Below are 13,688 nucleotides of genomic sequence, written 5' to 3'. Positions count from 1 at the left end.
ATCTTCTCTACACTTAAACCATCATGCGTTACCGAACGCATGAATTAATTTTTATTTTGACTATGTAACACTAAATTCACAAGATTATTATCCTATGTTTGGTGAAGCCATCAATTCAATGCCAGCAACCCCACACTTTTAACTAATAACTTAAACAAATAGGCTACCTCAAGGTTCCTTTGATATAGTATCTTATGTTCTATATAATGAAGAGAGCGCTAGTATTCCGAAGGAGGATATATATGAGTATTCAATTGGCCACATCTAACGATTTAAAATGGATTAATAGTCAATATGACTCAATAGGATTTGTACGAAGTGATTTAAAGAGAGATAAAGTTGCAATTATTACATATAACAACGAGTATGCAGGTGTTGGCCGATTAGTCCAAATAGATGAAGATACTTTAGAAATGGGCGGGATTTTTATTCTGCCTCAATTTAGAGGGCTTCAATTAGCTGGTGAGCTTGTTTCATTTTTAGTAGAAACTGCGAAAAAATCACAAATACAAAATGTATATTGTCTTCCTTTTGAGGAATTAGAAAACTTTTATAAGAAATATGGATATACTGAAGTCGATACTACGACAGAAGCAGTCCATCCAATTATTCTAAAAAAATATAATTGGTGTTTGGAGAACTACGATAAACACGTTCTACTATTTAAATTGTAAATGTAATAAAGTGAAACTTTAATCAGTGGGAGTTTTAATCAAATCCCTCACCAATCGGGCTTTGATTAAAACTCTATGTTCCGTCAATACTATAGATAAGATGATTGTACTTCTCCATTTCCCCTTGGAGAGGAGCAGTTGGCTTTTGCTAGCTGCTCTTTTATTTTTTCAAAAAGTCACATAAATATCTTTAATTCCAAACATTCAAAAGATAAAATATGATATGATTGTTATGAAGATATTTACCAACTAATAAATGCGCCCTAGACTTACGTACTAGGGCGCATTTATTTTTTAGTATGTAACTCCTTCACTCATCTATTATCCACAAAATAAGTATCATATGCCTTATCAAATTCATATCCTAACTTTTCTGCTAGTTTAGCAGATGTAGTATTCGCTGCGTCCCAGTTTGGATACTTTCCATTTTCTAAGCAATCCAATATAAGAGCTGCACTTACTACAGTTGCCAAGCCCTCTCTTCTATGATTGTGATCAGTCGCAACTTCAATTTCAATCCCATCATTATAAATACTATACGAGGATGCACCGCATACAACTTCTTCGTTATATAAAATGCTATAACCTATACCACGGTTTATATAATCTTCTACCGAATGAAATTGACTTGTGAAATCTTCAGATATCTTATGTAATGTAGGGCTATTTGCGATATGCTCGTCTATTCTTCTTAACTCATATTCTTTTGGAAGTGCTGATATAAAAGATTTTAATTTTGAACGATTAAAAACTTCTGGATTTCGTTTGAATTTATAACGTAAAAACTTATCTATTTTTCTTTCATGGAATGTTTCTAAGCGTTGTTTCCACTCTTCACTATTTACGATAACTAAAATTCTTTCTGGAATATTACGTAATAACTCTTCTGTTTCTTTCGTATTTGGGTCTCCAGCGTAAAATGTAAAAATCCCTACCGTAACTTGTGCTACTTTTGGATTTTCAAGATCATTTACCCAAGCAGTACCCATATGCCCTTGTAAATAAGAAAGTAAAACAACGTTATTGAAATCCTCAAACATAGAAACTAGTTTTTTTCTTGTATGTATATTCGCTTCATATATCATTTACATTCCCGCCTTCTTTAGAATCAACTACTCTTAACATTTTCATGAGCGCTCCATAATTCGTATTCATATACATACCCACCTGTTCATCATAAAAGCAATTGACTATTAAATTAAAACTTCGAATATTTATAAAATATCAGTAAACATAAAATGATTATAACATCTACTAACTATGAAATGATCAACATATAAAATAAGTCAACAATAAATATATTTCTTACCCGTTAACAAACGGTTTGAAGGACCAACATAATTAATTATGTAACAACCCTCAACAATAGTTTGAGGGTGCATTTAAATACATGTGTTATAACTCATTTTTATAAATAAAAGATTCCGTCTCACCGTTCTTATATACTTTAGTCAATTTAACAACTGATTTGTACGTGTTAACGTCATCCTCTATCATTTTTTTCATCTCTTCTATTTCGGCATCACCAGTTCAGGTACTTGAACAAAATCTCTAGAAACTCTCGCCTCACCTACTATAGTAATTTGCTTTACTACATTCCCGAGATCATCTGTAAATTCAGTACATCTAGGTGGATTAATTGTTGTTGCTTGGAAAGACACATTTAATTCAGGATTGTTAAAATCGAAAAAGATTGTACTCCCCTCCGTTAAACAATGCGGGCAAACATTTCCTAGCAAGCTAAAGTCCTCTTCAATATATTTAACTTTTGTTTTGCAACTACATACTTTCCCTATTCGAATTGCATCAATCTTTGAACAATCGACAAATATAACCTCATTGTCTTCTTGTACGAATGATACGATACCTGTTTTCTTATTAAATGAAAGAAAATAAGATACAGCAATTTCGTTTCCTGCTATTATGATACTTTCAACTTTTGTATACGGTTCTAGACTCTGTAAAAACTCACATATACTATTTTGGCAACACCCACAATCACGTTTCGGTTCACACCCCACTTACACTCCATCCCTTCTCTATATAGAATTGCTACTACATATATATGAGAAGAAAATAAGAAAAGCTTGGACAATATAACGTTAACGTAGTAATATCGTTACCTACTCGTACATTTATATGGAAATCACACCATTTTTGAGTAAGGACACATAATTTTTACTATAAATACATATAACAATTTCATCTTTCATAAAAAAAACGTTATAATAAGGTGTAGCCTCTACGATTACGTTATAAAGGAGATTAAAACAATGGCTAAAATTAAAGTATACCAAGCAAAAGAGGAAAATATGGAAGCAGTAAAAAACATCATTGATGTTGAGGAACAAAACCCAACTGCTGAAAACTTACAAAATCTATACGCATGTGTATTAGATACTGAAGATATGGCATTGCCTGAATCATACATTGAAGAAGATATCTTAATTGATTCTATTGAAGTTATGGTTAACGCTTCTCAAAGCAAAGTAAGAGACTTAGGTGCTTACGATGTAATCGAAGTTCAAAACAAAGGTAAGAAAACACAAATTTTACTATTAGCAGACGAAGAATACGAAATTATCGAAGGCTAATCTAAATCTGTACATACGAAAAAGCTCCTTTCCAATTAGAAAGGAGCTTTTTCATTACGCTTTTGATGTTTCACTCTTTTTATTCGTTTGTTGTTTCTTAATTACCATGCGCTCATTTCCCATAAAGAAAATGAATATGAATGCTAATCCAGCTGGTACCAATGCCCACATGAATGTTTGAACAATTGAACTAGAAAGAGCGTCAATAATCTTATCTAATATTTGCGGAGGGATTTGAGATCTTGCCGATTCTGATAGAATAGCTCTTGAATCCCCTAAAGCGTTTGTATTCATTCCCCCGCTCATCCCTTTAAATGCTTCTTCTAATTGATCTTGGAAACCTGTTCTTTGGATCATTCCGAAGATTGTAATGCCTAGTGTCATTCCTAACGAACGAATGAAGTTACTCGTTGAAGTCGCAGACCCGCGCTGTTCCATACCGAAGTTGTGAATAGCTGCCATACTTAGTACAGAGAATGAGAAACCGACTCCAAATCCGATAATAATCATATAAACTGTTAATAATACACGACTTGTTTCTGGTGTTAACGTGCTTAATAAGAATAGTCCAATTAGCATAATAACCGCAGAAATAATCATAATGTTTCGGTAGCTAAGTTTAGTTGTTAAAAATCCACCTAACTGCGCTGTTACGACTGATCCTAACATCATCGGTAAAAGTAATAATCCTGAGTTTGTTGCGGTACCACCGTATACACCTTGAATAAATAATGGAATGTACACAGTTGCTGACATAAATGCAGCACCGTAACATAAAGCAATAATTGTACTCATTCCGAATAAGCGCTGCTTAAACATCTCAAATGAAATAATTGGTTCTTCTACTTTTCGTTCAATAAAAATGAATGCGATGATTAAAATGGCGAATCCACCAAATAAGCTTAAAATAAAGCTAGAATCCCAATCATATTTTTGTCCACCTAGTTCTAAAGCAAACATTAAACAAATTACTGCACCAACTAAAGTAATTGCACCAAACCAATCAATCTTTTGCTTTCTATGAACGCGTGATTCTTTATAAAAGAATGTAATAAAAATAAGTGCTAAAATGCCAAGTGGTAAGTTAATATAAAATACCCAGTGCCAGCTAATGTAATCGGTAATATATGCGCCAAGTAATGGCCCGAAAATACTAGATAATCCAAATACCGCTCCGAATAAGCCACCCATTTTCCCGCGTTTTTCAGGTGGGAAAATATCAAAAACGATAGTAAACGCAATTGGCACTAATGCCCCGCCGCCAATACCTTGAATGGCACGATAAATACCTAACTGTGTAATATTTTCAGCAGTACCACAAAGTGCCGAACCAATCATAAAGACAATTAAACCGAAAATAAAGAATCTCTTTCTACCATACATATCTGATAGCTTACCGAAAATCGGCATGCCTGCCATTTCTGCGACCATATAGGCAGAAACGACCCATACAAAGTTTTCGAGGCCTCCTAAGTCACCAACGATTGTTCCCATCGCCGTTACGACAATGGTATTATCCATCGATGCCATTAAAATACCTAGCAATAAGCCCGCCACAACAAAGCCGAGCTTATTATTCTTCTCAACCATATCTCTTGCTCTCCCTCATACTACTTATATTTGTTTATGTTCTTTTACGACTGCATTACCTTTTTGATTAAAACTAGTATGATATTCTACAACACTAATTTCACATCCAGGACCAATTGTGACGTTGTTCCCTCTTACAACTTCAGCAATCGTATGTTCTAAATAGATATCATCTCCTTCAACAATCGAAGTTTGGAGGTTTCCAGCATGACTAGTAAAAGGAATAAATCTCGTTTTTTTACGAACAGTAATCTTTTTGCCACCAATTTCTCTTACCTTACTGCCTTCATAACGAAGTGAGATTTGAATATTTTCAGCATTAAGTAATCCAGCACTTTCAAGACCACCAGTTAATGATAAATCTTCTATTTCAATATCTCCCTTCACATTTAAAGCACCTTTTACATCTACGAAATCACCTAAAAACTTTCCTGCAATATCTATCATACCTCTAACTTTTGTTTTTTCAATATGAGCATCACCATGAATTTGTGTATTACCATATACTTTTACATATTCCGCATCTACATTTCCTTGTACTTCGTTATCTCCATACACGACATAGTTTTTCACTTTCACATTACCGCGTACATCACTCGTTCCGTACGTTTTAAACTCATTGCAACTCATATCATTCGTAATTGTTCCTTCACCGCGAATCTTCACTTTATTATAATCTCCGCCTGCTGAATTACCAGAACCATTTACTGTGAGACTATGTGGATGTTCCATATTGATTTCTCCCTTCCGTTAAACCTGCTTAATTTCTTTTACATTTGCATTTTTATCAACAGTAAGAACACCCGTATATTCAATCAGTTCAATCTCACAGTTTGCTCCTACTGTAACATTGTTTCCTCTTACCGTTCTTATGTGAGCATAATCAATATCGATATTGTCACCTTCTAATAGTTCAGCTTCTAACTGCAAGCCAAATACTGTTTTAAATAGCCTACTAAATGTACCTGATCTATGTCTTACTTTAATCGTTTGACCACCAATTTCTTTCGCTCGACATGTACCGTGAATATTTATATTAATTTCATCTGCGCTTAATAAACCACCGATTGTAAATTGTCCTTCTGAAGAAAAAGTATCCACTTCACAATTACCGTCAATTGTAGCTTGACCATTGACTTTAAATTCTTCACCAGTAACATTTCCACCTATCGCACCTTTTCCTGCAATTTTCAAACTGTTTGCTTTTACATTTTGCGTAATTGTTGCTTTTCCATCAATTCGCATCGTTTCAGCATGAACTGTGCCATCAACTTTACCAGATCCGCTAATTCGTGCACTGCTACTTTTCAAATCGCCAGTAACTGCACCGTAACCGTTACATTCAAATTGCTCACATTCAACATTTCCATTCACAGTTCCTTTTCCGTTTAATTGCACTTTATGAAACTCGCCACCATTCGATGAACCGTAACCATTTATAATCAAATTATCTGTACGCATACTTTCTCCTCCACTACAACAATTTAGTTTTTAATGCTTCGGTATATTTCATAATCGCTTCGCGTAAAACGATTTTGGTGCCTTTTTCAAAAATTAAATCGTCCACGTTTGAAACTAATAAACATGTAGAAATACCTAACTTTCGGACAATGATTAAGTCACAAGTTTTATGTTTCATTGCTTCATAATTTTCACGTAAAACTTGCAAGACCATTTTTCCTTCTTCTAAACTAATCTCTCCTGATTGTAGTAATTCTTCTAACATGTACACATAAAGAATGTCTACAAATTGAAACTCTGCTGTTTTATTCGTTTGTTCTATGAAAAATTGTAAAACTGGTTCTGATGCAATCCCCTTGCGTAAAATCTCTTCCTTTGTTAAAAGAATTTCTCTCGCACTCGGTGAAAACATGTTCGCTAGTTCATCAAGTGATAAATCCTCTTTCATCGTTTGGATTTTATCGATACGCTCTAATATCTTTTCTTTCGGAAAAAATGTCTCTTGACCTGTAAACGTTGATTTTCGTACAAACCAATCTTCCGGAATTAAATTTTTTCTTTTCCACCTATATAACTGTCCGTATGAAATACCAGTTAGTTCTAATAAATCTTTTTTTGAAATTAAATCTGTACTCAACTGTATAACACTCCTTCCTGATAACAATGTAACATAACACTGTTACGCTGTAAATAGACTTTTATCACAAGTAGCGTAACAATGTGTAAAACAAACCTATTCTCACATACAAAAAGGCTCTTACACATCTTATGAAAATGTGCAAAAGCCCTTATATATCAAGATTTAAACCAAATATTATAAAAATCAATCCAACCTTGTGAATTAATCATTATATTTTGAACTTTTTCATGTGTACTTACCTCTTGTTTATTACGATATAAAGGAATAATATGAATTTGACGTAACAAAGTATCCTCGATATCGCGTAACAGTGTAACTCTTTTCTCTAATTCTTCTTGTCTAAAATAAGGAGACAACTTTTCATGAAAGTCCATGCTGCTTTGTCCATGAATAAAACTATTTTTTGTAAGAAACATATATAATAAACTATCTTCTATTCGTTCACTTATTGTGGCACTATCATGCATCATATCGGCCTTTTGTATCGTACTTACTTCCAATAGCTCTTCTATCTCAAGAAAATTATTTTCTACACGAATCCCGTACTTCGCACACTCTTTTTGTATCCATTGTGCATCTTCAACATGATCTCGTCCTGTAAATGTGTAGAGTTGTAGCACTTCACTATGATAAGTACTCCTTTTAATTAAACTTTCGATATCTTCGTCAATATCTACTATGCTTTCATTTGCTAATATTAGTTTCTTTGCCACTTCTCCACGTTCTCCGCCGAGTTCTTGAACGATTGTATAACCATGAATGATTTGATATAACGCTTTCCGAAATAACGCATCTTGCATTGGTCCTTCTTTCGTAAGATTACATGTTATATATGTCACGTTCGACTCAAGCCGAGACAATTCTTTATTATGTTTTTCTTTATCTTTATACTGCGCCTTTACTAAAACATCGTATGTACTTACACCTTGTTCTACATTCCACAACTCAATACGATCTAAAAAAGGTCTTTCACGAAAATATAAAGGATGTCCTTCTAAAATGAACAGATTTTCATTACTTTTATATAATTGAAAAGGCCCTGTTCCAATTAACCCTCCTGCTTCATCTTCATTCACGATAGAACACTGTTCTGCACTTAGCATATGTAAAAACATTCGATTTTCCGTATGTAATTGAATTTCGAAAACGTAGTCATCCACTGAACGGATATTTTCAACGTGTTGTAACATCCATGCGTGTGCATTATTTTCCAGCTTCATAAATCGATTCAACGAGTATATAACATCATGTGCAGTAAGTTGTTTTCCATTATGAAAGTGAACTCCTTTTCGTAAGTAAAACGTCCATATTTTTTCAGCGTCATTATATTCCCAGTGAAATGCAAGTCTTGGCTCTATAATGTTTGTATTACCGTCTACATACACGAGTGTGTCGAATATATGTTTTACCATATGGCATTCTGAACGCATTGTAGCGTATACAGGATCTAATGTGATATCTAAATTCATTTGTACTTGCAACCGGAGTACATCTCTTCTCCCTTCAGATGTCATTTCAACCTTATGACCAAATATTGAATCCACCCAGGAATGATATTCTCCCTTTATCGATGGAAAATGTGAGCTATAGCGTTCCACAAATATACTTCCGCTTTTCACATCCCCTTTTTTCGTTATTTCTTTTCCTCTATCTAAAATTAAAGATATCGGGTGCTTTTGAAATATTAACTTAGACCGATTTCCTCTGCCGCGACCTGGAAACCACTTAATCCAATTTAACTCATCTAATTTTTTTATAATTAATTTACTATTGCGCTCTGTACAAAATAATGTACCAGATATATTTTGCACTGTTACTTCCAATCGTTCTCCCTCTTTTTTTCCTTTTCCATAAGCAATCCATAGTTCAATGTATTGATCTAAAATAAACATCATACTCCCCCTAAAAGGTGAAAAATCCTCCCTATAGTTTCTACCCTTTTTCCAACTCTCCTTTCATCTTATCATTTCAATATAGAAAGGAGGAATTAATATTGAATTATCTCTTACTTCGTTACAATAAACCTATTTTTATTAGATTGTGTGGTGAATTATTAACCCGAACGACTGAATCTATGTTAGCTCTCATTATGATTATTTACGTCAATAAAATGTTAAACGGCAATGTAATAATAACTATGCTGATTTTCGGACTGCAGCCACTTTCAGACATTTTATTTACACTTATTGCTGGAGGAATTACTGATAAATATGGCCGAAAAAAGATTATGTTACTCGGATTATTACTACAAGGTGTTGCAATCGGTAGTTTCGTTTTCGCTCAATCCGTTTTTATATTTGCACTGTTATATGTTATTAATGGTATTGGCCGTTCCTTATACATTCCAGCTCAGCGTGCACAAATTGCTGATTTAACAAAACAAGAGCAGCAAGCAGAGATTTTTGCTCTCCTACAAACGATGGGAGCAATCGGATCCGTAGTCGGCCCTTTAATCGGTGCAAGTTTTTATAATACTCACCCAGAATATTTATTTATCGTGCAAAGTGTAACTCTTACGATATATGCTGTTGTTGTTTGGACCCAGCTCCCAGAAACTGTTCCACCTATAAGTAAGTCGAAACAAACAGTTGAGGCAAGTTCACCAAAGCAATTTGTTTTTAAACATTACGCCATATTCGGTCTTATGGTTTCTACACTTCCTATTAGCTTTTTTTATGCACAAACTGAGACGAATTATCGTATTTTTGCAGAACATGTATTTCCTAATCTCGTATTCATACTCGCATTTATTTCAACATGCAAAGCCATTTTGGAAATCATTCTACAAATCTTCCTCGTAAAATGGTCTGAACGATTTTCTATGGCGAAAATCATCCTTATTTCTTACGCCTGCTATACAATAGCTGCAGTTGGCTTTAGTTATTCAACGACGATATTGTCGTTATTCTTCACCTTACTCTTTTTAGTCATTGGAGAAAGTATTGCTCTAAACCATTTATTACGATTCGTTTCAGAAATTGCACCTCATGATAAACGTGGTTTATATTTTTCAATTTACGGTATACACTGGGATATATCTCGAACGTGTGGACCAGTTATTGGTGCAGTTATATTAAGTAAGTTAAATGGAAGTATGCTGTTTTATATTTGTGCTAGCTTCTTATTAGTTGGAGGTATTGTTCAAGCGCTATTTGTTCAAAGTTTGGAACGTAAAAAAATCGTGAACCATCCTACACATAATTTATAGGTTACTACTTTTTCAGTAGATCAACATTTCTTATTGGATAAATGCTAAAAAATAAAAGTGAAGTATTTCGCATATGAAAGTATGTTTTATATGACAGGAGACGTTCCTTGTTTACAACTAAAAACACCTCACTTCAAGAAAGTGAGGTGTTTTTGAAATCACTTAATTTCTTATCCTGCCATTTTATTAATACTATCCTCTGGCGAAAATACGGAAATATGATCGACCTTACCAGTCGATTTTGGAATGACAAATTTCAATTCATACTGGTTATTTACTTTGTATACATATATTTTATCTTCACCATTCTCTTTAACTGAAGATGGTTTTCCTAATGCTTTTTCAATTTCTTGTAATGTAATCAATTTTAGTTCTGCATGATATGAGCGTACATCAAAAACTTGTGACCCTTTATTAAATCCGAAAACAACATTTTTATTTGTAAAAGTTGCGTACATTCCATTCCCTGCATATTCGGTTTTATTTGCTTTCCCCCACGCTTTTTCAATTTCTTCAACATCCCCTGTATGGGCTCCAAATGGCACATTAGGTACCTTTCCTTCTTTTGCTAGTTCAAACAAATCTTTAACGTGGTTAATTGATTTTTGATTAAGTGTTCTATCTTTCGAATCTTGCTCAGCTGATGGTTTTGTTGTTTTTTCATTACTTGGTTTTGCTTCAAGATTTTTCTTTTCTTCTGAAGAATTGCTTTGTTCATTTTTATGATTTTCCGAGGCTGGATTTGCTTCCTTTTTTTCGTCTGTCCCTTTACATGCTGCTAATGCAAATGTGCATGTAAAAGCAAGAAATAACATAACTATTTTGAAATATACTTTCATCATTTTTACCCCCTATTGTATTTTATTCATTTCGATAATCAACCGGATGCGAAGTATAGTATTAATTAAGGACTTCTAATTCTAAATCGTCACTTTCCCATAATTTTAAAAAACTTGGAATTATATTGTTAATCATCGTATTCATCTCCTTCTTTAAACCTTCTCTTCTCGATGATAATATCCTCTATCTATAACTTAAAACATGCTGTCACAACAGCTCCTTGAAACAAAAAAACCAGTAGGAAGTGATTACTCTTTTCCTACTGGTTGAAATGAAATTAAACGGTAAATCTTAGCTTCTTAAAAAATGTAGCGATAGTGTTTTTTACTGTTTCAAAATTATAAGCAAACGTGTTATCTCCACTTAATGATGAAATACATGTTAAACCTGCAGCTTTAATAAAAGCTTTTACATCTACAAGCATAGAATTAGCCTCCAAGAATTTAATTACAATCATTATAACAGGTGTTTTACGACGCTAACATGAAAGTAATAAATAAATTTCTATTATTAATTTATCCCGCTATTTGCCGGGCAGTAAGATCCCACCTCAAAATTCAGCGGAAACAAAGAAGTTAGGTGGGGGCCCTGCTGCCCGTAAAAGCTAAATTAGTGAGGGCTGATAATCAGTGGGAATGAACAAAACCCCCACTGATTAAAATTTCACCTTATTTAGCTTACAGTACACCATTTCAATGTCATATAAAAAAGCTGCCCAAAAAGAGCAGCTTCAAATATGTATATTACACTTCAATTGATTTACCATCTTCAACAATATGATAAAGTAAATGCGCTAAATGATGAATTGGACCGTATTCTTCCTCTTCCTCATCTGTTTCGCCTTGGAATTCAAGATCGTTTAAGTATAGTGCTAAAAATTGATAGTATAGTTTTAAATCAAATCCGTAGCATGCAGTTGGTTCCTCATGATCCCCTTCATATTGTAACATTAAGTATTGATCATTTCCTTCTGCATCTTCTGCATCAAAGAATACGAAGAAGCCAACGTTTGTATCTAAATCAAATAAATGACGAGTACCTTTTTCAGTTGCTTTATTGAAGTCCTCTTCACTTAATTTATGTACTGTTGTCGCTTTTGCATTATCTTCTTGATGGAAATTTACTGTAAATGATTTCAATGCTGACACCTCCTGATTGTATAATACTAGCATAACATATAAAAAGGACTGCTTACAAATGTAAACAGTCCTTACATTCATTTTCGCATTGCTCGTAATAAGAAGCTTACGATGAAAATTAAAATGATCGCACCGATTAAAGCTGGAATAATTGCATATCCGCCAATGACTGGACCAAAACTACCAAGTAATTTCGAACCAACCCAAGAACCGATAATACCAGCAATAATATTACCAATTACACCACCAGGTACGTCCTTTCCAGTAATTAAGCTCGCAAGCCATCCTAATATACCACCGACGATTAAAGACCAAATCATATAATAACCTCCTTTACATTTCACCAATCAAAATATAATTAGAAACAATTGCTTACCATTAGTTATGTGACATTTTTCATAAGTTATTCATGTTGTTCAACTTTAAGATTTTTGAGAATAATACACACAGATTAAACCTTTTTTTGAACTAACGATTTATCCGACTTATTATTACACACATTAAGAACAATCTGGCTTCAATATTGTTCGCATAAACTCTTCTTTAAAAGCTGCATAGTTAAAACCAACAGCAATTCTTTGAATCGGCCGATCATCAAACCTTGTTGGCTCAGCTATTTTTCTAAAGTCTGCTACACTTTGGCCCCTAGTCACATCATTTGTCGTACTAATCCACACTGCCGATTTTTTATATTCGAAAATACTGTCATTTATAAACGAGATAAACGGTAGTAAATCGTGTATAGGACTTCCACCAATACCCGGATATTCTTTTTTATAGAAATTCTCATAATAAAAATCAATCATTGGTTTAATGAGTTTCGCCTGTCCAGTTCCTTGTTTATCTATTATATTGGCCATTTCAGGCGTAATAAGCGCGCCCTGTGTTACATTTAACGGGTATATGCTAGCGTTTTTCGCATATTTCATAACAATATTTGCTGCAATTGGATCACCATAAAAATTCGCTTCAGATACTGGTGTAACATTACCTGGAAATAGGAAAGCGCCGCCCATTATATAATACGAACAAATACGATCCATTATATTTGGATACAATAAAAATAACGTAGCAAGCGTCGTTAGTCTCCCTGTCGCCACAATTATAATATCTTCTGGACAAGGTTCGATTAATTTGATTAATTCACAAAAATTTTCTCGTTTACAAATTCTCATCTCAGGTGGAATAATAGGACCTAAACCGTGATCCCCGTGGATTTCAGGGAAAAACAAAGGCTCTTCAGCTGTCATCGGTCTACTCGCACCTTCAATAATTTTCACTTGTGTAGCATAGTACCTTTCTAAAAAATAAACATTTTCCGTAACGATATCTCGTGATACATTCCCGTACTCAGCAACAATACCTAGAATATCTAATTTACATGTTTTATTTGCATAAATTAACGCTACGGCGTCATCAATACCAAAGTCTCCAAAAAAGATAATTTTCTTATTAACTATTCTCACCCCTCTTCAGCATAATCTACTATTATTATTATGTGAAAAAGACAAGGCGGTGAAACAGCGCAAACTAAAAAAGTCG

General features: G+C 33.8%; 14 protein-coding genes and 1 pseudogene. 3 read left to right on the top strand and 12 right to left on the bottom strand.

Translation table 11 applies throughout. From position 1 onward, the window contains the following. Positions 1 to 242 precede the first annotated feature (242 nt). Positions 243 to 674, top strand: coding sequence for a GNAT family N-acetyltransferase (locus DN401_RS00425; protein WP_000027166.1), 432 nt, complete (start codon positions 243 to 245; stop codon positions 672 to 674). A 314-nt stretch (positions 675 to 988) separates the two neighbouring features. Here the strand turns inward: DN401_RS00425 and DN401_RS00420 are convergent, their stop codons facing one another. Next, positions 989 to 1,759, bottom strand: coding sequence for a GNAT family N-acetyltransferase (locus tag DN401_RS00420; protein WP_075677156.1), 771 nt, complete (start codon positions 1,757 to 1,759; stop codon positions 989 to 991). A gap of 310 nt (positions 1,760 to 2,069) precedes the next feature. Continuing rightward, positions 2,070 to 2,695, bottom strand: a pseudogene (locus tag DN401_RS00415) (BC_2878 family exosporium-associated protein). A 252-nt stretch (positions 2,696 to 2,947) separates the two neighbouring features. On the opposite strand from DN401_RS00415, the gene DN401_RS00410 reads away from it, so the two are divergent. Continuing rightward, complete coding sequence (locus tag DN401_RS00410) at positions 2,948 to 3,268, top strand: hypothetical protein (RefSeq protein WP_001062733.1); 321 nt, start codon at positions 2,948 to 2,950, stop codon at positions 3,266 to 3,268. A 54-nt stretch (positions 3,269 to 3,322) separates the two neighbouring features. Here DN401_RS00410 and DN401_RS00405 read toward each other — a convergent pair whose 3' ends face one another. From DN401_RS00405 to DN401_RS00385, 5 genes are all read right to left on the bottom strand, one after another. Then, positions 3,323 to 4,858 carry an MDR family MFS transporter gene (locus tag DN401_RS00405; protein WP_078385869.1) on the bottom strand — a complete coding sequence of 512 codons (1,536 nt, stop codon included), beginning with the start codon at positions 4,856 to 4,858 and terminating at the stop codon, positions 3,323 to 3,325. Between the two features lie 24 nt (positions 4,859 to 4,882). Beyond that, positions 4,883 to 5,590, bottom strand: a complete 708-nt coding sequence (locus DN401_RS00400) for a cytoplasmic protein (RefSeq protein ID WP_086404898.1) — start codon at positions 5,588 to 5,590, stop codon at positions 4,883 to 4,885. An 18-nt stretch (positions 5,591 to 5,608) separates the two neighbouring features. Beyond that, the gene (locus DN401_RS00395; protein WP_149287431.1) at positions 5,609 to 6,319 is read right to left on the bottom strand and encodes a bactofilin family protein; all 711 of its coding nucleotides are present in this window, start codon (positions 6,317 to 6,319) and stop codon (positions 5,609 to 5,611) included. Between the two features lie 13 nt (positions 6,320 to 6,332). Continuing rightward, entirely contained in the window at positions 6,333 to 6,956 is a 624-nt protein-coding gene (locus DN401_RS00390) for a YhbD family protein (RefSeq protein ID WP_149287430.1), read from the bottom strand. A gap of 158 nt (positions 6,957 to 7,114) precedes the next feature. After that, complete coding sequence (locus DN401_RS00385) at positions 7,115 to 8,851, bottom strand: ABC transporter substrate-binding protein (protein WP_149287429.1); 1,737 nt, start codon at positions 8,849 to 8,851, stop codon at positions 7,115 to 7,117. Positions 8,852 to 8,952: 101 nt separating this feature from the next. On the opposite strand from DN401_RS00385, the gene DN401_RS00380 reads away from it, so the two are divergent. Next, positions 8,953 to 10,167, top strand: a complete 1,215-nt coding sequence (locus DN401_RS00380) for an MDR family MFS transporter (RefSeq protein WP_001108464.1) — start codon at positions 8,953 to 8,955, stop codon at positions 10,165 to 10,167. 170 nt (positions 10,168 to 10,337) lie between these two features. On the opposite strand, the gene DN401_RS00375 is transcribed toward DN401_RS00380, so the two are convergent. The 5 genes from DN401_RS00375 to DN401_RS00355 all read right to left on the bottom strand — a co-directional run bounded on the left by DN401_RS00375 (position 10,338) and on the right by DN401_RS00355 (position 13,612). Then, positions 10,338 to 11,009 (bottom strand): YjgB family protein, encoded by a 672-nt coding sequence (locus tag DN401_RS00375; RefSeq protein ID WP_149287428.1) that lies wholly within the window; start codon positions 11,007 to 11,009, stop codon positions 10,338 to 10,340. Positions 11,010 to 11,284: 275 nt separating this feature from the next. After that, positions 11,285 to 11,431, bottom strand: coding sequence for a hypothetical protein (locus DN401_RS00370; RefSeq protein WP_000959548.1), 147 nt, complete (start codon positions 11,429 to 11,431; stop codon positions 11,285 to 11,287). 319 nt (positions 11,432 to 11,750) lie between these two features. Further along, a complete protein-coding gene (locus DN401_RS00365; protein ID WP_000834883.1) occupies positions 11,751 to 12,146 on the bottom strand; it encodes a hypothetical protein in 396 nt (131 codons plus the stop codon). Positions 12,147 to 12,223: 77 nt separating this feature from the next. Next, on the bottom strand, positions 12,224 to 12,466 hold the full coding sequence (locus DN401_RS00360) for a GlsB/YeaQ/YmgE family stress response membrane protein (protein ID WP_000638306.1): 243 nt from the start codon (positions 12,464 to 12,466) through the stop codon (positions 12,224 to 12,226). A 180-nt stretch (positions 12,467 to 12,646) separates the two neighbouring features. Then, positions 12,647 to 13,612, bottom strand: coding sequence for a nucleoside hydrolase (locus DN401_RS00355; protein WP_001223682.1), 966 nt, complete (start codon positions 13,610 to 13,612; stop codon positions 12,647 to 12,649). Positions 13,613 to 13,688: the final 76 nt, after the last annotated feature.

It is taken from the genome of Bacillus sp. BF2-3 (assembly GCF_008368795.1).
In the GTDB taxonomy this organism is placed as follows: domain Bacteria; phylum Bacillota; class Bacilli; order Bacillales; family Bacillaceae_G; genus Bacillus_A; species Bacillus_A cereus.
The sequence above is the reverse complement of the archived record's forward strand: the minus strand, read 5'-3'. Positions and strand labels throughout refer to the sequence as shown.